Source organism: Corallococcus sp. CA049B (assembly GCF_003611685.1).
Lineage (GTDB): Bacteria > Myxococcota > Myxococcia > Myxococcales > Myxococcaceae > Corallococcus > Corallococcus coralloides.
Window position 1 is genome coordinate 16,641 of sequence record NZ_RAWC01000081.1, and the last position, 18,266, is coordinate 34,906.

At 69.3% G+C, this 18,266-nt stretch carries 15 protein-coding genes and 1 pseudogene; 11 read left to right on the forward strand and 5 right to left on the reverse strand.

Annotation, left to right across the window (positions count from 1 at the left end; all coding sequences use genetic code 11):
• Position 1 precedes the first annotated feature (1 nt).
• The 6 genes from D7W82_RS19295 to D7W82_RS19320 all read left to right on the forward strand — a co-directional run bounded on the left by D7W82_RS19295 (position 2) and on the right by D7W82_RS19320 (position 9,773).
• Positions 2-2,731, forward strand: a complete 2,730-nt coding sequence (locus D7W82_RS19295; RefSeq protein WP_120619749.1) for an ATP-binding cassette domain-containing protein — start codon at positions 2-4, stop codon at positions 2,729-2,731.
• Positions 2,728-4,839 (forward strand): ABC transporter ATP-binding protein, encoded by a 2,112-nt coding sequence (locus D7W82_RS19300; RefSeq protein ID WP_120619750.1) that lies wholly within the window; start codon positions 2,728-2,730, stop codon positions 4,837-4,839. The genes D7W82_RS19295 and D7W82_RS19300 overlap by 4 nt, the downstream gene beginning before the upstream one ends.
• Positions 4,836-6,329, forward strand: coding sequence for a TolC family protein (locus D7W82_RS19305; RefSeq protein ID WP_120619751.1), 1,494 nt, complete (start codon positions 4,836-4,838; stop codon positions 6,327-6,329). The genes D7W82_RS19300 and D7W82_RS19305 overlap by 4 nt, the downstream gene beginning before the upstream one ends.
• A 6-nt stretch (positions 6,330-6,335) precedes the next feature.
• On the forward strand, positions 6,336-8,084 hold the full coding sequence (locus D7W82_RS19310; protein WP_120619752.1) for a hypothetical protein: 1,749 nt from the start codon (positions 6,336-6,338) through the stop codon (positions 8,082-8,084).
• 8 nt (positions 8,085-8,092) lie between these two features.
• Positions 8,093-9,106 carry a phosphotransferase enzyme family protein gene (locus D7W82_RS19315; RefSeq protein ID WP_120619753.1) on the forward strand — a complete coding sequence of 338 codons (1,014 nt, stop codon included), beginning with the start codon at positions 8,093-8,095 and terminating at the stop codon, positions 9,104-9,106.
• 112 nt (positions 9,107-9,218) lie between these two features.
• Positions 9,219-9,773: a hypothetical protein gene (locus D7W82_RS19320; protein WP_147439392.1), complete on the forward strand. Its 555-nt coding sequence runs from the start codon at positions 9,219-9,221 to the stop codon at positions 9,771-9,773.
• Here the strand turns inward: D7W82_RS19320 and D7W82_RS19325 are convergent, their stop codons facing one another.
• On the reverse strand, positions 9,774-10,160 hold the full coding sequence (locus tag D7W82_RS19325) for a hypothetical protein (protein ID WP_120619755.1): 387 nt from the start codon (positions 10,158-10,160) through the stop codon (positions 9,774-9,776).
• 257 nt (positions 10,161-10,417) lie between these two features.
• Positions 10,418-12,157: a serine/threonine-protein kinase gene (locus D7W82_RS40995; RefSeq protein WP_120619756.1), complete on the reverse strand. Its 1,740-nt coding sequence runs from the start codon at positions 12,155-12,157 to the stop codon at positions 10,418-10,420.
• Between the two features lie 129 nt (positions 12,158-12,286).
• Between D7W82_RS40995 and D7W82_RS19335 the strand changes: the two genes are divergently transcribed.
• On the forward strand, positions 12,287-12,745 hold the full coding sequence (locus D7W82_RS19335; RefSeq protein ID WP_120619757.1) for a GNAT family N-acetyltransferase: 459 nt from the start codon (positions 12,287-12,289) through the stop codon (positions 12,743-12,745).
• Position 12,746: 1 nt separating this feature from the next.
• On the opposite strand, the gene D7W82_RS19340 is transcribed toward D7W82_RS19335, so the two are convergent.
• Both D7W82_RS19340 and D7W82_RS19345 read right to left on the reverse strand, forming a co-directional pair.
• A complete protein-coding gene (locus tag D7W82_RS19340) occupies positions 12,747-13,157 on the reverse strand; it encodes a VOC family protein (protein WP_120619758.1) in 411 nt (136 codons plus the stop codon).
• Positions 13,158-13,281: 124 nt separating this feature from the next.
• Positions 13,282-14,652: an FAD-binding oxidoreductase gene (locus tag D7W82_RS19345; RefSeq protein ID WP_120619759.1), complete on the reverse strand. Its 1,371-nt coding sequence runs from the start codon at positions 14,650-14,652 to the stop codon at positions 13,282-13,284.
• A gap of 144 nt (positions 14,653-14,796) precedes the next feature.
• On the opposite strand from D7W82_RS19345, the gene D7W82_RS19350 reads away from it, so the two are divergent.
• From D7W82_RS19350 to D7W82_RS19360, 3 genes are all read left to right on the forward strand, one after another.
• Positions 14,797-16,236, forward strand: coding sequence for an RluA family pseudouridine synthase (locus D7W82_RS19350; protein WP_120619760.1), 1,440 nt, complete (start codon positions 14,797-14,799; stop codon positions 16,234-16,236).
• A gap of 112 nt (positions 16,237-16,348) precedes the next feature.
• Complete coding sequence (locus D7W82_RS19355; protein WP_120619761.1) at positions 16,349-16,888, forward strand: hypothetical protein; 540 nt, start codon at positions 16,349-16,351, stop codon at positions 16,886-16,888.
• Positions 16,889-17,072: 184 nt separating this feature from the next.
• Positions 17,073-17,690 carry a DUF2716 domain-containing protein gene (locus D7W82_RS19360; RefSeq protein WP_128796816.1) on the forward strand — a complete coding sequence of 206 codons (618 nt, stop codon included), beginning with the start codon at positions 17,073-17,075 and terminating at the stop codon, positions 17,688-17,690.
• Positions 17,691-17,706: 16 nt separating this feature from the next.
• On the opposite strand, the gene D7W82_RS19365 is transcribed toward D7W82_RS19360, so the two are convergent.
• Complete coding sequence (locus tag D7W82_RS19365; protein ID WP_120619763.1) at positions 17,707-17,901, reverse strand: hypothetical protein; 195 nt, start codon at positions 17,899-17,901, stop codon at positions 17,707-17,709.
• A gap of 110 nt (positions 17,902-18,011) precedes the next feature.
• On the opposite strand from D7W82_RS19365, the pseudogene D7W82_RS19370 reads away from it, so the two are divergent.
• A pseudogene (locus tag D7W82_RS19370) lies at positions 18,012-18,266 on the forward strand (hypothetical protein); the annotation flags it as partial.

Genomic DNA, 18,266 nt, shown 5'->3' on the forward strand with positions numbered 1-18,266 from the left:
CATGACTCCTCCCAGGCGCCGACGCTCGATCATTCCCGAGGTCATCCAGATCTCGGCGACGGATTGCGGCCCCGCTTCACTCAAGAGCCTGTTCGCGGGGATGGGCGCCGAGCTCAACTATCGCGTCCTTCGCGAAGTGTGTCAGACGGACGTCGATGGCACCTCGATCGTCACCTTGGATGAAGTCGCGAACCAGCTCGGGCTCGACTCCGAGCAGGTGATGCTTCCGCTCGATCACGTGGTGGTCCCCGAAGCCAAGGCGCTTCCCGCCATCATCGTCACGCTCAGCGCGGGAGGACGGCCGCACTTCGTGGTGCTGTGGAATCGCGTCGGCCCGTTCATCCAGGTCATGGACCCGGCGGCGGGCCGTCACTGGACCCGGATTTCGACGCTGCTGAGCCACCTGTACCAGCACACCACGTCCGTTCCGGCGACCGGCTGGCGCGAATGGGCCGGGTCCGAGGAGGCGGTCGCGACGTTCGAGCGCCGCCTGCTGGACCTGGGGGCGACGCAGGCACGGTCGCTGGTGGCCCGGGCGCTCGAGGACCCCGGGCATCTGTCGATCGCCAGGCTCGACGCCGCGTGCCGGGCGTCCGAAGCGATGATCCGCGCGGGCGCCGTCCGGCGAGGCCGGACGGCGGCGGGTCTGCTGCAATCCATGATGGCGAAGGACGCTTCCGGCGAAGTGCCCATTCCCGCTGCCTATTGGTCCGTTCGCCCCAACCCCGAGGTGGAGGGCGAGCTGTCGATGACCGGCGCGGTGCTGATGCGGGTTCGCGGTTGGCGCGAGGCTTCGCGCGCAGGCGAAGACGCGCCGAGAGCCGTGCTCGCGGGCGACCTGGCGACGGAGCTCGTCGCCAGGCAGGTGAGCCCGGCGCGAACGCTGCTCCGCCTGCGAGGCGAAGATTCGTGGGTCGTCCCGGGCCTGATCGCGGTGGGACTGGTGTTCGCCACCTTCGGGCGGATCCTGCAAGCGCTGATGCTCCGTGGCGTGCTCGACCTGGGGCGCGACCTCGGCACGTTCGCGCAGCGTGCGACGGGCATGGCCGTTCTCGCGGGCGTCGCGCTCTGCTTCATGCTCATCCAGATCCCCATTTCATTGGGATTGCTCGGCATCGGCCGCCGGCTCGAGGTGCGGCTGCGGAAGGCGTATTTCGAGAAGCTCCCTGAGATGGAGGACCGCTATTTCCAGAGCCGGCTCGCCTCCGACATGGCGTCTCGCACGCACAACATCCAGGCGATGCGCTCGCTGCCGCTCCTGCTCTCGCAGGCCTTGATCCTGTCGCTCGAGGTCGCGAGCATCACTGCCGCGCTCATCTGGGCCGCACCGCACGCATGGCACATCGTGCTCGCGCTCGCGGCGGTCACGCTGCTCGTGCCCCTGGTCGCGCAGAAGCTGCTCTTCGAGCCCGACCTGCGCGTGCAGATGCACTCAGGCGCGCTCAGCGGATTCACCCTGAACGCGCTCGTCGGGCTCACGCCGATCCGGATCCACGGCGCCGAGCGGTCGCTGCGCCGCGCGCAGGAGACCTTGCTCGTCAGCTGGAGCAAGGCGCGCTATTGGCTCCAGACGCTGTCGGTCGGGTTCGAAGGCGGGCTGATGCTGGGGAGCTACGGCCTCGTCATGCTGCTCGTCTATTCGTACCTCGAGGGCACCGATCGGGCTTCGCTGGTGTTGTTGGTTGTCTATTGGGCGCTGCGGTTCCCCATCCTCGGCCAGCGGCTGATGATGCTGAGCCGCGCGTTCCCGAATGCGATGAACCGGGTTCGCCGGCTCCTCGACGTCATCGGCGACATCAAGGATCCGCCGGCCCGGCCCGAGGCGCCAGTGCAGGAGCCTGTCGCGCCCGCGGGCGCCGCGAGCGGCGTTTCGATCGTGATGGAGAAGGTCCGCGTGAAAGGCGGCGGTCACACCATCCTCGACAAGGTGTCCTTGAACATCGCCCCGGGCGAGCACGTGGCCGTGGTCGGTGTCTCCGGAGCAGGCAAGTCGACGCTGGTCGGCCTCTTGCTCGGCTGGCTCCGGCCGGCGCGCGGCGAGATCAAGGTCGACGGGCAGGTGCTCGATCAGGCCGCTGTCGAGCGGCTGCGGCGCACCACGGCCTGGGTGGATCCGGCGATCAGTCTCTGGAACCAGAGCCTCATCGACAACCTCCGGTATGGCAACGACGGCGCGCACGGCTGGTCACTGTCGGGGGCGCTCAAGGGCGCCGAGATGCTCGACATCCTCGAGGCGCTTCCAGATGGGCTGCAGACGTCGTTGGGCGAAGGCGGAGGGCTGGTCTCGGGCGGCCAGGGTCAGCGCGTGCGCCTGGCGCGCGCGATGCTTCGCTCCGGCGTTCGCCTGGCCATCCTCGACGAGCCCTTTCGCGGTCTCGATCGCGACCGGCGCGCGCGGCTCCTCGCCGAGTCCCGGCGGCTCTGGGCAGACATCACGCTGCTCTGTGTCACCCACGACGTCGAGCACACCCAGGAGTTCGATCGCGTGCTCGTGATCGAGAACGGCCGGATCCTCGAGAACGGGCCGCCGAAGGAGCTGCTCGCCAACAAGGAGTCGCGGTACGCCGTGCTCCTTCGCGCCGACCAGGAGAATCGCACGCTGCTCTGGGGCGGTGGGAGCTGGCGCCATTGGTGGCTTTCGGACGGCCAGCTGGTGGAGAGGCCGGCGCCGAAGCCGGTGGAGACGCCGGTCGCGGAGCCCGTCGCAAACGAGTTGGAGCTGGCGGGATGACGCGCTCGCACTCCGACCTGTTGTGGCCGGTCGAGCGGCTGCCCGACGCGCTGGAGCAGCTGGCGCAGAGGCAAGGCTATGGCAGGGCCGCGGGCGAGATCGCTCCGCCCGCGGCGGCCGTCGAGCCGAGCCGGGTCTGGATGTTCGCGCTCGGAGATCGGCTCGGCGTGGAGCTCGAGCCGATCACGCCGCTCTACCACGAGCTGCCCGACGTCCTCGAACGCGCCGCGCCCTGCATCCTCCAGGTCCGGCGAGACGGCGTCCCGTCCTATCTGGTGCTGCTGGGGACGCGGCGCGGGAAGCTGCGCCTGCTCGCGCGCGACGCCACGGTGGTTTCGGTCCAGACGAAGAGCGCGCTCGCGCTCCTGCGCGAAGAGCAGGAAGCCACCGCCGCGGAGGTGGACCAGCTGCTCGGCGGCGTGGAGATGTCGCCCCGTGCGCGCGAGCACGCCCGCTCCCAGATGCTGCTGCAGCGGCTCGGCCAGGCGCAGCTGCGCACCGGCTGGATCATGCGCCCCAGGCGCACCGCGAGCCGGCGGACGCTGCTCGGCGACATTCCGTCGCTCGCCGCCGGCATCCTCGTGAGCCACACGCTCCTCTCGCTGGTGCTGGCGGGCTCGTTCTGGTTGCTCGGTCGCGCCGCGCTCCAGGCCCACCTCGAGACCGGCTGGTTCCTGGGGTGGATCGCCGTGATCGCGTGCGCGATTCCGCTGCGCATGCTCGAGGTGTGGTGGCAGGGCGTGTTCTCGATCCGGCTCGGAACGCTGTTGAAGCAGCAGCTCCTTGCGGGAACCCTCAAGCTGACCCCCGATGAGGTGCGGCTCGACGGCATCGGCCGCCATTTCGGCCGCGTCGCCGAGGCCGAGGTCGTCGAGCAGCTTGCGGTCGGCGGCGCCCTGCTCGCGGTGTTGTCGCTCGTCGACCTGGTCCTGGCGGGCGTCATCCTCGTGCTCGGGGCGGGAGGGTGGCCCCAGGCGATGGTGCTCGTCCTGTGGGTCGTGGTCGCGTTCGTCCTCGCGCGCCGCCACTACGGCGTCCAGCGGGCGTGGTCGGGCGCGCGCGTCGAGATCACCCACGACCTGCTCGAGCGCATGCTCGGCCATCGAACGCGGCTGGCGCAGCTTCCACTCGAGCGCTGGCATGATGGCGAAGACGTCCGCTTGAGCGCCTACTCCGAGATCTCGAAGGTCATGGATCGCCGGACCATGCAGCTGACCGCGCTCCTGCGCGACGGCTGGTTGGTGCTCGGCCTGCTGACCTTGCTGCCGGCGTTCAGCAGCGGTACGGCCAATGCCAGCGCGCTGGCGGTGTCCGTGGGCGGCATCTTGCTCGCGCTGCGAGCCTTCGACGAGGTCGCCGTCTACTTCCAGCAGGTCTCCCAGGCGGCGGTGTCGTTCGAGCAGATCCGCGACTTGTTGCTCGCGGTGGGCCGCCCCGAGCTCGAATCGAAAGTCCCTCTCGAAATGGAGGGAGGCAAGCCCACCGACGCCGCCGGCGGGACCCTCATCCAGGCACGGGGCGTGACCTTCCGGCACGACGCGCGCACCCGGCCGGTGCTCGAGAACTGCTCGTTCCAGATCGCGCAGGGCGACCGCATCCTGCTGGAGGGCCCATCGGGCGGTGGCAAGTCGACGCTGGTGTCGCTGTTGACGGGCCTGAGGACGCCGCAGGGCGGTGTGATGCTGCTGCACGCGTTGGACCGCGCGACGTTCGGCTCCTCGGGCTGGCGCAAGCGCATCACCGCCGCGCCGCAGTTCCACGAGAACCACGTCCTGTCCGGCAGCTTCGCGTACAATCTCCTGCTCGGGCGCGAGTGGCCGACCTCGCCCGAGCTGCGGACCAAGGCCGCCGCGCTGTGCAAGGAGCTCGGGTTGGACGAGCTGATCGCCAAGATGCCCGCCGGCCTCGAGGAGATGATCGGCGAAACCGGCTGGCAACTCTCGCACGGCGAGAAGAGCCGGCTCTACATCGCGCGCACGCTGCTGCAGGGGGTCGAGCTGGTCATCCTCGACGAGAGCTTCGCCTCCCTCGATCCCGAGACCATGCGGGTCGCGCAGCGCTGCGTCCTCAACCACGCGAAGGCCCTCGTGGTCGTCAGCCACCCATGAGACTTCGATTCACGCTCGCCCTCCTCGCGACGCTCTGCTCCGGTTGCGAGCTGATCCGTCCCGTCGTCGTCGAACCGCCTCTGGCGCCGAGCAGCTACTCGACCGCCGTCGAGCTGCGCCCCGAGCCGCCCCAACCGTCCAGCGCACCCGAGGGCGGGGTCCCAAGCCCGCAGCCGCCGAAGGAGGGCGTGCCCGCGCAGCCAGCCGAGCCCGTCACCCAGGACGCGGTTTGGTGGACGGCGTTCGCCGATCCGGCTCTCGACACGGCCATCCAGGAGTGCTTCGGCGACAACCTGGCCCTGCGCGACGCGCGGGAGCTGATCTACGAGAACCAGCTCGACCCCGCCGTGCCGCAAGGTTGGTGGTACCCGCTCCAGGTCGGCATCCTGAACCCGGCGGGGCTGAGTCATGTCGTCGCCAACGTTCCGCCCGCGCCGCCAACCCGGACCGAGTACAGCGTCGCCACCGTCGGTGTCGGCGTGGCCTACCAGGTCGACCTGTTTGGAGCCCTCGATGCACAGCGGCGCGCGGGATTGAACTTCGCCGAGCAGCAGCGGCAGCTCACCGAGGCCCGCGTCCAGGACCTCGCGGTGCGGATCACCCAGATCTGGTTCGACATCCTCGAGGCTCGCGCGCTCCGGGACCTCACGCTGCGGCAGATCGACTACAACAAGGAGCTGCTCCGGCTGATTCGAGTGCGGTTCGACCAGCACCTCACGCCCCGGCTCGTGGTGCTGCAGCAGGAGCAGCTGCTATTGAACCTCGAATCGCAGGTGCCGCTGATCGCCACCCGGAACGCGCTCTTGAATTCGGAGCTGAAGGCGCTGCTGGGCCGGGTACCCAGCCCCGCCGACGACGTCGTTCCACTCGATCGACAGCTTCCCGATCTCCCGCCCCCACCGGAACTCGGAACGCCGGGCGACCTGAACGGGAACACGCCCGAGATGCGGCTCGCGGAGCTGCGCGTCGCCGAGGTCGAGCACCGCATCAACGCGAACCTGGCGAGCTGGCTTCCGACGATCCAACTGGTGGGCAACGTGGGCGTTTCGAAGTACGGCCTCAAGGAGCCGGTCCTGGGCGATTCCGTCGCCGGGGTGAACCTGACCTGGGCCCTGTTCGATGGAAGGCGAGTCACCGAGTACATGCGACTGCCGATCCAGCTCCAGCGTCGCCACGTCCAATACCAGCTCGCGCTGAACACCGCGATCGGACGGGTGCAGGATGCCGTGGTCCAGGAGGAGAACGAGGCGACGAGCCTGCGCAGCCTGCGTGCGCAGGTCCAGCTCGGGCGGCAGCTCCTGGACGAGGCGAGGCGGATCTTCGAGCAGGGGCAATCGGACTATCTGACGGTGCTCACCGCCCTGACGAATCTGGTCGGGCTCGAGCGCGCAAGTCTGCAAGCGCAACGGCTGTTGCTCAACCATCGCGTCGAGGTCTATCGCTCGCTCGGCGGCACCTGGTCGCGCGACGTCACATTGGAGCGGGAGTGAGAAGCCATGGCACAGCTGCAAGCGGATGAGATGCTCTACATTCCCAATCGAAAGCGGCTCACGCACGACCGGCTCGACGCAGGGAATGGCCAGCAGGTCCTGCACCTCTTCTATGGCGAGGTGGAGCTCATCTTCGACGAGCCGGACATCGCGCCCCTGGGCGAGAAGCTGCTCCAGGTCGAGCAATTTCAAGCCTCCGACGCCATGGCGTGGTCGGACGGCGCGCCCCATTCCTGGGAGAAGATCCGGGACCTGCTCGAAGCATTGATTGAACAGCGGGTGTTGAGGCGGGTCTCGGATGCGCCCACGGGCCGCACCGCGGTGTCCTACCCTGAGCGGTTGGGTGAGGTGCCCGCCGGGCGTGAGCCGCTCACGTTCAGCGCCCGCGACAATCGTTGCCCCTTCCTGACCGAACAGGCGTTCGGACGGGCTTTCGAGCTCTCGAACCTCGAGGTGGTCGTGCCGGTCTACCGCGTGGCGCATCCGGCGCTCGACGGTGACGGCCGGCAGGTGGGCGAGAACAACGTCGCACCGCGCACCTTGTTCCTCGATCTCCCGACCGTGCGCAAGCAGTGCCACTACGCGGGGAGCCGGTACCAGGGCGAACTCCCGATGAACGTGACCGCCATGAAGGCCATGGCGCGTCAGTGGCCGGACCTGCTCTCGCTGACCGAGCAGTTCCGCAAGGCCTTCCTCGCGCGCATGCCGCCCCGGACCCCGGGCGTGCTCACCGCGGGCGAGCTCCACATGATGGTTGTCTGCACGCTCGCGTCAGTCGGGTACGTGCTGGTGCGGGGCACCCATCCGGTGCCGAACGGAGAGCTCGACAGCGGGCTCGCGGCCATGTTCCGGCTGATCGACGGAGTTCGCCTGGTCACCAACGACCTGGTGCGCGACACCCCCGAGCAGCCCGTCACCGCGCAAACGATCGTGGACCATGCCGAGCGTCACGCGGTCTTCCATGGTCCGCACGGCGTGTGCGCCGGGCCGCCAGCGCTGATCAACGAGTATCTGCAGGTGTTGACCGGCTTGGCCCCGGCACCCATCGAGGCCCAGCCCGACATCGCAGCGCGCCTCGGCGATCTCGACGCCGCGATCGATTACGGCCTGCTCGGGCAGCGCGTCGAATCGGTGGTCCGCTTCCTCGGCGCGACCCAGGGGCTGCTCCACGAGCGGCTCCGGGCGGCGTTCGCCGGACACCTCCCGCGCACCGCGCTGCAAGAGTGCGTGGAGGCGCCCATCGACGTCGCGCATTACCCGTTGCTCCGGGACGACTTCCCACTCGCCGAGACATACCAGCGCGAGATCAACCTCAGCCGCTGGTTGTTCGCGCGCATCGGCGAGGCGTTCCCTGGCACGCCACAGGGCACCTCGCTGGACGAGCTGGCGAAGCTGGATCCCGCCGAGCAGGCCGCGAGCCAGCGGCGACTGGCCGAGCTCTTCGCGCATGGGCTGCCGGGAGACAAGGTCGTGGCGGAGCCCCTCTGTGGTGAGCTCGCTGGCGTCGCTGCCAGCGCGTTCGCCCTCGAGCGCCGGTGCCTGCGCGTCGTCGAGCGCGAGCAAGCGATGCTGAACCAGCGGCTCCGGCGTCCGGATCACCCCCTGACCGGCACGGACCTGGCTGTGTTCACTCGGCCGCGCAATGGCCCCCCGTTGGCGGAGACCCTCGCGCGCGGCCTGGGCGTCTCGGTCACCAGCGACTCTGCCTCGACCGTGCTGGGCTACGGTGAGAGCAGCCTCACGTTGAAGGACTAGAGGATTCGATGCATCCAGAGCTCGTCCGCCGCTTCCACGAACCGATTCGCGATGAGGCTGCGCGCCGGTATGGCCTGTCGCCCGAGCAGCTCACTGAGCTCACGGCCTTCGAGAACTTCGTCTACGAGGCGGAGAACGACGACGGCGAGGGCCTGATCTTGCGCATCTCGCACAGTACGCGGCGAACGATCGACTACACGCTGGGTGAGGTCGAGTTCGTTCGCTATCTGGCCGCCGCGCGCATTCCCATCGCCTCGCCGGTCCTCTCCGATTCGGGGCAGTTCGTGGAGCGGATCGAAGACCGCGAGCCCGGCAGCTACTTCGTCGCCACCGCGTTCGAGCGCGCGCCGGGCATCGTCTTCGACGACGCGCCTCCGCTCAAGGAGCGCTACTGGAAGCCCCCCCTGTTCCGCGACCTGGGCCGGCTGTTCGCGCGGCTCCACAACCGCGCCCAGACCTACGCGCCTTCGAGCCCCAGGCTCAAGCGCCAGGAATGGCATGAGTACGACGTGGTCGACATCGACCGGTTCGCGCCTCCCGAGGAGAAGCTCGTTCGCGAGCGCACCGCGGCGATCATCGCGCGATTGAACCAGCTACCGCGAACACCGGAGAGCTACGGGCTGATCCACGCGGATCTCCATATGCACAACTTCTGCTTCGCCGAAGGGAAGATCACCGCGTTCGACTTCGACAACTGCGAGTACGCGTGGTTCGTCAAGGACATCGCGGTACTCCTCTTCTACATCGCGCGAGGCGAGGTTCGAGAGGCGCGCGACGAAGCGGTCGCTACGTTCCTGGGACCGTTCCTCGAAGGGTATCGGGAGCTCCGGCGGATGGATCGCGAGTGGCTCGCGGCCGTGCCGGACCTGCTCGCGCTCCAGCGCTCGATGAATTACGCGCTGTTCCACCAGTATCGCGACCCGGCCGTGCTCGACGAGAGCACGCTCGACCGGTGGGGGCGGTTCCGGCGCGACATCGAAGCGGACACACCCATCCTGCAGATTGATTTCACGAGCTTCTAGCGCATGAGCGGGATGGGGCCCTGTTGGGGGGGCGCATGCAGCTACAGTGGGTGAAATGACGCCCATCCCTCTTCTCGTCGTTGTCCTCGCATCCACAGCAACCGCAGGTGACGTGCCGCGCTCGGGTTATTTCGGTGCGGGAGTCAACCTGGAGCCCCTCTCACTGGGGCCCGTCCAGGCGTTCTCGGGCGGCCGAGTCGCGGTAGGCATCAGCCTCCAGGCCGCGCTCCAGGTGGATCTCGGTTCAAGGTGGGCGTTCCGCCTGCCGCTGGAGGTTGGCGTCGGCGGCTCCGGGGATTCCACCTTCTCCGAGCTGGGCGTCACCCCGGGGCTGCTCTACCGCTGGCGCAGCGATGCCGACCAGCGATGGGTTCCGTACCTCGGTGGCGGGCTGAAGCTCGGAGCCGCGGGGGCGGGCAGGGAGTTTCTGGGGCTCCCTCTCGTCACCACCGTGCAATCGCTCGACTTCGATGATGACGACGGCGATTCCGATGATCCCAACTTCGAGTCGCGCCTGGGCGCCTTCCCGGAGGTCTGGGCCGGGGTGGAGTGGCACCCCAACCGATGGTTCTCGCTCAACGTGCAGGCTGCCTATACCTACGTGCGGGTGCTCGGCACGAACGTCCATCTGCTGCATGAGCGGGTGGGCGTGAGGTTCTCCCTCTAGTCAGCGCTGCTGCTGACCGGGCGAGGAAGGCTGGCCCTGCTGTGGGGTGCCGCTTCCGCTCATGCAGCGCTGCATCCCTTCCGCCATGCGTTGAACCTCCGAGACCTGGCTGGGGTCCTTCGCGGTGAGCCGCAGGATGGCCCCAGTCCGCGTCTCCTCTACCTGCACGTCCGCCATTCCGCGCATGGGGCAGTGCATTCCCGCTCCGCCCATGCCATGGCCCATCGTCCCGCCGCCCATCATTCCGCAGGGGCAGCTGGATTGCTGCTGCGCGGGCGTGTTCGTCTCCCGCTCCGGGGCCGGTGTCTGACGGTTGCCCTGGGCTCCGGCAAGGGGTCCGAAGAGCAGTCCCGTGGTGATGAGCAGACCGTATCCAAGCTTCCTCATGGCATTTCCTCCCTGGCTCGAACTTCCCCACGGAAAAGCTGCTGCTGGAGCTGGAGGATGGCCTGGCCAAGCCAGAGTGGGACGTGGGGGGAGGCGGTGGCTCGCCGCGTGAGCCGGCATCGTTCCTCGGGGCCGTGAGGTCGTGAACCTCATGGACCGCGGGACATCGACATGGGGCCTCATCCTGGCTGGAAGGTGCGAGCACGCGTGGACCCTCAAGAGGAGGGAGCCGGCAGGCCGGCCATCCGCCAGGAGGCTCAGCGTGAGCCGTCCGTGAAACCCCGGTCACGTTGGCGGAGCAGCGCCGCGGCCCGGGTCCGGACGCTGGCCATGGGGTGCTCGCGGGCAGCCTCTTCCAGCGAGGGCACCGCGGCCTCGCCCAGGTCCTTGCGGAGGAAGTCCTCGCAGGTGCCGTGGAACCGGTCACTGACGAGGCAGCGGATGGCGTTCTGGATGACGACCGGTGCGTTGCGGTACGCGGCGTCATTGCGCAGCGCCGTCCGGTAGGCCGTCACGCCATCCACCCAGCGGAGGTTGTCGAAGTTGACGTTCCCCTCCAGGTAGCGGACGTAGGCGCTCGCCGGGTACTTCGCCGCCAGCTTCTTCAACGCCGCCAGGGCCGCGTCCCGTCGCTGTGCCTTGATCAACCGGTGGGCCTCGTCGATGCCCGGGAGCGGCTCCACGACGGGCTGCCAGTCCGTGGCGCCCGTGGGAGCCTCCGCCCGTGCTTCCTCCACCGCCGGGGCCCTGGGCGACGGTGGCGCAGAGGCCACAGGCGCCGGGTCCACGGACCTTGACGCCAACGCCCACCAGCCAAGGCCCGCCACGGCCAGGGAGAGCACCGCCGCGCCTCCCACCACCCGTCGCGAGCGGCTCCCGCCGGGAGGGGGCGTGATGGGGCGAGACTGGATCGTGGCCTCGGACTCCTCCTTCCTGGCCACGGCCTCCGTCGGGGTCGCCTGCGGGGATTCCAGCGCGCGGGATTCAGCCTGAAGGTCCACCGGCGTCGCGCGGGGCTGTGCCCGGACGTTCCGGGTCGCGAGCACTTCCTCCCTTGGACGCGACGGCGTGGGCGAGGAGGCGCGCGGCACTCCCGGTGCATTGCCGGCCACGGGCGCCGTGGGGGACGCGGCCGGTCCCGACCAGGCCCCTTCGAGCGCGGCCAGGAACTCCGTGGCGGACTGGAAGCGATTCTCCGGAGCCTTCTCCATCGCCTTCGCCAGCGTCGCTTCGAGCTCCGCGGAGAAGCCAGCGTCAGGGGCGGTGTCGCGCAACCGGGGCGGTGGCACCTCTCGCTGCATGCGCAGCAGCTCCGCGTTGCTGGAGGCGTTGAAGGGCTTCTTCCCGGTGAGGAGCTCGTAGAGCAGCACGCCGGTGGCGTACAGATCCGTGGGCGGGCCCACCGGCTCGCCGTGGATCTGCTCCGGGGCCATGTAGGACGGGGTCCCGAGCATCATCCCCGAGGTGAGGCCCGTCACCTCGTCGCGGAGCTTGGCCAGCCCGAAGTCGAGGATGCGCACCTGCTCCCCGAGCCCCACCGCGTGGGTGACGATGATGTTCTCGGGCTTGATGTCCCGGTGGATGATCCCCTGCGCATGCGCATGGGCCAGGCCCGCCAGCACCTGCCGCACGGCGCCCAGGGCCCGGGGCGGCGGCAGGGCCCCGTCGCCCAGCAGCCCTCGCAGCGTGTCCCCCGTGGCGAAGTCCATCACCATGTACGGCGATTCCTGATCCATGCCGAAGTCGATGACCGACACGCAGCACGGATGGGTGAGGCGGCTCATCGCGCGCGCCTCCACCTGGAAGCGCTTGCGGAAGTCCTCGTCCCGGGCGGCCCAGGCGTGGAGGAACTTGATGGCGACGGGCTTGCCCACCTCCAGCCGCTCGCCCCGGTACACCATGCCCATGCCCCCGGCGGCGAGCCGCTCGATGATGCGGTAGCGCTCCTGCAACACCGAGCCGATGCGTGGATCCGAAACGGCCGTGGGCTCATTCATGGGCGCGCACGATAGCAAGTGCCTGGGAGGCGGGGAGGGGGGGCTACCAGCAGGAGAACCCGAAGCTCGTGCGCGCCAACTCGGTCTACCGGAACTGGAGCTCTCGGGTCTCCTCTAGGATGTTCGGACATGCGCCCTACCATCTTCCGCAACGCCCGAGCCACCGACCTGCCCACCCTCATCGCGCTGCTCGCGAATGACGACATCGCGCGCTCGCGCACCGGCTACGCAGAGGAGGTCACTCCCGCCGTGGATGCCGCGTTCAAGGAGATCACCGCCGACCCGAACAACGAGATCGTCGTAGGCGAGCAGGACGGGCAGGTCATCGCCACGCTCCAACTCACGTACATCCCGGGCCTGGGCCGCGGCGGGATCCGGCGAGCACTGGTGGAGGAGGTGCGCGTGCGCTCGGACCTGCGAGGGCAGCGCATTGGAGAAGCGCTGATGAATGAGGCGATGGAGCGCGCTCGGGCCCGGGGCTGCACCCTGATCCAGCTCACCACCGACAAGCGCCGCCACGAAGCCCAGCGCTTCTACGCGCGGCTGGGGTTCGTGGCGAGCCACGAGGGCATGAAGCGCCCTCTCTGAATCACGGCTGCGGCTGCACGGCGGCGGGGTCCATCCAGAAGGACTCCCACTGGTGGCCGTCCAGGTCCTCGAAGCTGCGCTGGTACATGAAGCCCTGGTCCATCTTCTCCTTGGTCTCCTTCGCGCCCGCCGCCAGCGCCTTCTCCAGCAGCGCGTCGACGGCGGCGCGGCTCTCCGCCGTCAGGGCGATGATGGCCGCGGTGGACGTCTTCGTGTCCGCGATCTCCTTCTTGATGAAGCCCTTGAAGAACGGCTTCACCAGCAGCATCGCGTAGATGTCCTCGCTGATGACCATGCAGGTGGCGTTGGCGTCGGTGAACTGGGGGTTGAACGTGTAGCCCAGCTTCGTGAAGAAGCCGACCGCGCGGTCCAGCGACTCGACGGGGAGGTTGACGAAGATCTTGGTGCCCATGGTGCGTCTCCTGGCGGAAAGAATGAGGATGAGGTGAACGTCGCCTTCATCCACGCGACGAACGTGCTCCGGTGGGATCGACACCGGATTTACTTTTCCCCGCCCTGGCGCCAACCCACCGGAATCACAGCACCTTGCCGGGGTTGAGCAGGCCCAGCGGGTCGAGCGCGCCCTTGATTGCCTGGTGCAGGCGCAGCGTCTGTGGGCCCAGCTGCGCGCCCAGGAAGCCGCGCTTGAGGGACCCCACGCCGTGCTCGCCCGTGATGGTGCCGCCCAGGGCCAGCGCCGCGTGCAGGATGTCGTCGAACGCTTCCTTCGCCCGGGCCTGCGCCTCCGGGTCCTTCCGGTCGAAGACGACGGTGGGGTGCATGTTCCCGTCGCCCGCGTGCCCGAACGTCCCGATGAGCACCCCGTGCTCCTCCGCGATGCGCTCCACCGCCGCGAGCAGCTCCGGGATGCGCACGACGGGCACGCCCACGTCGTCCAGCAGCGTGGCACCGCGCTGCTCCAGCGCCGGGAAGGCGAAGCGCCGGGCGCCCATGAGCAGCTCGCCCTCTGCCTCGTCCGCGGTGCTCATCACGGAGGTCGCCCCGGCCCGCTCGCAGGCCGCGACCATCAATGCCAGCTCCTCTTCGCCCTGCACGCCTCCGGCGTCGGAGCGCGCGATGAGCAGGGCCTCTGCGGTGACGTCCAGGCCCATGGGCTTCCAGGACTCGACTGCGCGCACGGTGGTGCGGTCCATCAGCTCCAGCACGGACGGGCGCGAACGCTCCATGATGTCGCAGACCGCCGTGCCCGCGCTCACGAGCGTCGGGAACGCGGCCACCAGCGTCGTCGCCTTCGGTGGACGGGGACGCAGCCGCAGCGTCGCCTCGGTGAGGACGCCCAGCGTGCCCTCCGAGCCGACGAAGAGGCGCGTCAGATCGTAGCCCGCCACGTTCTTCACCGTCCGCCCGCCGGTGCGCACCACGGTGCCATCCGCGAGCACCGCCTCCAGTCCCAGCACCGCGTCGCCCGTCACGCCGTACTTCACGCAGCACAGGCCTCCCGCGTTGGTGGCCAGGTTGCCTCCGATGGAGGAGAACTCCCAGCTCGCGGGATCCGGCGCGTACCAGAGGCCCTGCTCCGCGGCGGCGGCCTTCACCGCGCCGTTGAGCGCGCCGGGCTGGACGACGGCCAGCATGCCGCGCCGGTCCACCTCCAGGATGCGGTTCATCCGCATGAGCGACAGGACGATGCAGCCGTCGCTCGCGTTCGCGCCGCCCGACAGGCCCGAGCCCGCGCCCCGGGGCACCACCGGCACGCGCAGCGCCGTGGCCACGCGGAGCACGGCCTGCACTTCGGACGTGGACGCGGGCCGCACCAGCACCCTCGGCGTGCCCGAGGGCGCCCACTCCGCCTGGTCATGCCGGTGCGCCGCGAGCACGTCCGGATCCGTGATGACCGCCTCCGCCGGCAACACCTCCGCCAGCGCTCGCTCCACGTCGACCGTCATGCGGGCCTCCCAGGCTCTGGAACGTGAACGCCGGGCCGGCCACCCGTCATCCGTTCCCTGACTCCCCAGCTTGCCTCGGAGCCGGAGCCGCTTCACCCACAAGGGCCCCCGTGGCGGCAGGATTCAGGCGAAGATGGAGCCCGGATGCAGACCCGAACAGACGAGGCGGAGCTCATCCGGACCCTGACGTCCGTCGAAGGCCCGCTGCCCACGCGGCTGGCGAATCCCTTCCATCCAGCGCCTCCCGGCCCCTGGGGGCTCCGCGCGGCGGAGTTGCTCCAGCAGCGGCTGCGGCAGGAGCCCTCGTTCCGCGAAGCCTTGTGGCGGCCCGGCGGCGGCAAGATGTTCGGCGTGCTGGTGGTCGCGGCGCCGGACGGACGGGTGGGGTTCCTGAGCGCCTTCTCCGGGATGCTGAGGGGTGCGTGGAACGTGGAGGGCTTCGTGCCGCCCCTGTTCGACCCGGTGGCCCGCGACGCCTTCTGGCCCGCGGGAGAGGCGGAGTTGGCCGCGCTGGAACACCAGCACGCGGCGCTGTGCCGGGAAGCCGAGGCGCTGCGCGCACAGGGCCACGCTCCTTCGCTGCGCGACGTGGAAGCACGGCTGGCGGACGTGGAGCACGTGCGCGCCGAACGTTCACGGGCCCTGTGGCGGCAGGTGACCCAGGGCTATGTCATTCCCAATGCGCGCGGCGAAACCCAGACACTGGCCTCGCTGTTCGCGCCCAGGCCTCCTCCCGGTGGCGCGGGTGACTGCGCGGCGCCCAAGCTGCTGGCGTATGCCTTTCGTCAAAGGCTCACCCCGCTCGTTCTCGCGGAGTTCTGGTGGGGCGCGCCGCCGCTCGATGGCCGCCGGGAGTCCGGCGCGTACTACCCGGCGTGTGACAACAAATGCGGCACGGTGCTGCCGTACATGTTGCAGGGATTGGCGGTGGAGCTGCCTCCCGCCGAGCCAGTCGCCCCCGGGCCACGCCTCCTCCATGAGGACCCCTGGCTCCTCGTGGTCGACAAGCCCGAAAGCCTGCCCACGCTCCCCGGACGCCATGCGCCCACGCGCGACTCGGTGCTCGTCCGGCTCCAGCCCCGGTTTCCAGAGCTGACCTCCGTCAGCTTCCTCCACGAACTGGACCCCGAGTCCTCCGGCCTCCTCGTCATTGCCCGGGACGCGGTGACGCGGGCCTCACTCCAGCGCCAGTTCTCCCAGCGCGAGGCGGAGCACCGTCACGTCGCCTGGGTGGACGGCCTCGTGGACGGAGACTCCGGCCTCATCGACCTGCCGCTGCGCCCGGCGGCCCACGCGTCATTGGAGGACTGCGTGGACGCCCGCCACGGCAAGCGGACCCGGAGCGCGTGGAAGGTCCTCCGTCGCGAGGCGGCCCGCACCCGGGTGGAATTCGTTCCAACGACCCATTTGCCCCACTCGTTGCGTATCCATGCCGCGCATCGCCTGGGGCTGGGAGTGCCCATCGCCGGGGATGCGCGCTTTGGACGAGAGGACGCGCGGCTGATGCTCCATGCCGACGCGCTGGCCTTCGTGCATCCACGCACGGGCGAGCGTCTGGTGTTCGCCTCGCCCGCGCCGTTTTGAAGTCTGGCCGTCTGAATTGTTTGATCAATCCAGCGGCCCGCGGGGACCAAGGGAAAGGGAAGGGCGGGAAGGCCCTTCATGAACAGACACCTCCACCTTGGAGAGGAATCCCATGACCTACGCACGCAAGAACTCCGGTTCGAAGTCCTTCATCGCGAGCCTGCTGCTCGCCGCCACGGCGCTCACCGGCTGCGGACAGGACGACATCAATCGCAAGTACCAGGGGGCGTACGAGCTGGACCTCCAGCTCGACACCGGCGCGAAGGTGGCCGAGGGAGACCTGGACGTGGGCTTCAACGTCTACAACGACGATGAAGCCATCATCTCGATGAACAAGCTGCTGTGCACCCTCTCCGCCAGCTACAGGGAGAAGGTCACCCTGCCCGGTGCGGACGGCGGCGAAGTGGAGGTCGAGCTGCTGAGCGACGTGCGCCCGGATCAGATCCTCGCGTGCCCCGTGCCCGTGGAGCTGGGAGAGAACCTCTGGCTGCACTTCCGTCTGGGCTTGGGTCGCGTCGAGAACCAGCAGCTCACCATCGACTACGACGGCACCGTGGTACGCGGCACGCTCGAGGAGGTCTCGAACGGCCAGGCCACCCGCGTGGGGACCTTCGACTACACGTTCCTGGGCAACGAGGTGGAGCTGCCCTGATTCACCCGGCGCAATCCCTGCGTCCACCGCGCGGCACCGGGTGTGGGGGGCCCCAGCGGCTTTCCACATCCGGCCCCCGTCGCGGTGGACGTCGGGTGCTGTGCACAGACCCCTCCCGGCAGGTGCTTGCGTGATTCCGGCGTTGCGCGCATACCCTGACTTTCGCGAAGTGGGGGGAGGCGTCGTGCTCAAGCTCAAACCGGAAGCCGAAGCCTGGATGCCCTTGTCGGGCGATGCGGAGCGCCACGCGCTGGACCATCCGTGGCCTTCCCCGGAACAGGGCAGCGTGCGCTTCGTCGTGGGCGAGGACTTCTTCCGCCTGGAGCACGACGTCCGGCTGGAGCTCTACCGCGACCTGGTGGAGCGGATGCTCACCGTGTTCCGCGAGCTCACCCCGCCCGGCGGCTGGCTCTACGCGTTGGATCCGCAGCACCCCTGCTACCGCCTCTACCCGCACGTCCGCTTCGAGTCCGGCGCGACGCTGGAGGAGATGACCGGGCTCTACACGCGCGAGCACATGGAGCGCGTGGAGCGAGGCATCCACCCGCCGTCGTTCGAACCGCGCTGGGCCATGGACGTCCACCCGGCGGGGGACCCGGAGCACCTCTTCGCGCCGCCGGACTTCCACTTCGTCTTCGCCGCGCGCTACCGCGTGGGCAACTTCGACGGGCTGGAGGCCCCGGGCAGAGGCCCCATCGAGACGGAGACCTACGAGCTGCTGGGACACCGCCTCATCGCCGCCGTGGACCAGAACCCACCGGCGCTCTTCCGGCGCGCGCGCAGGCTGGGGCCTGACGACTGAGGGAGGAACCGGAACGTCAGGCGGGCCGGGGCACGGCGCGCGGGCGGGGCGCGTCCTCGTAATAGAGGTTGGCGCGCCCCTCGCTGTAGACGACCAGCACCCGGTCGTTCTCCTCCAGGAGCCCCGACGTCTTCTGCGTGACCTTGCGGACCAGCGTGTCGAGCTGTGCCGGACCCTGCTTGCTGCTGGCCCGGACCGTGACGACTGGCATTCGGTGTTCCGCTCCTGGTGACCTCCCGCGACGGCAGGAAGGGCGTTGCGTGTCATAGCCAACGGAACACTTCGTTGACAAGTGCGCGCTGCCACGGTGGATAGGGACCCATGCTCCACCTCGCTCGCGCCTTGCTGGTCGTCTCGCTTGCCCTGGCCTCCACCTCCGCCGCCGCGCAGTCGCGCGAAGCGCAGGACCTGCGGGGCCACGTGTCGCCCACGCCCGCCTGGCTGCCCCGGGGCGTGTTCCTGGGCACCCAGATCAACAACGGCGCGGTCATCCCCAACCTGCGCATCCAGTGGGAGTTCACCTTCTTCCAGGACCGCAAGGACGCGTGGATCGCCGTCCTGGAGGGTGGGGTGGGG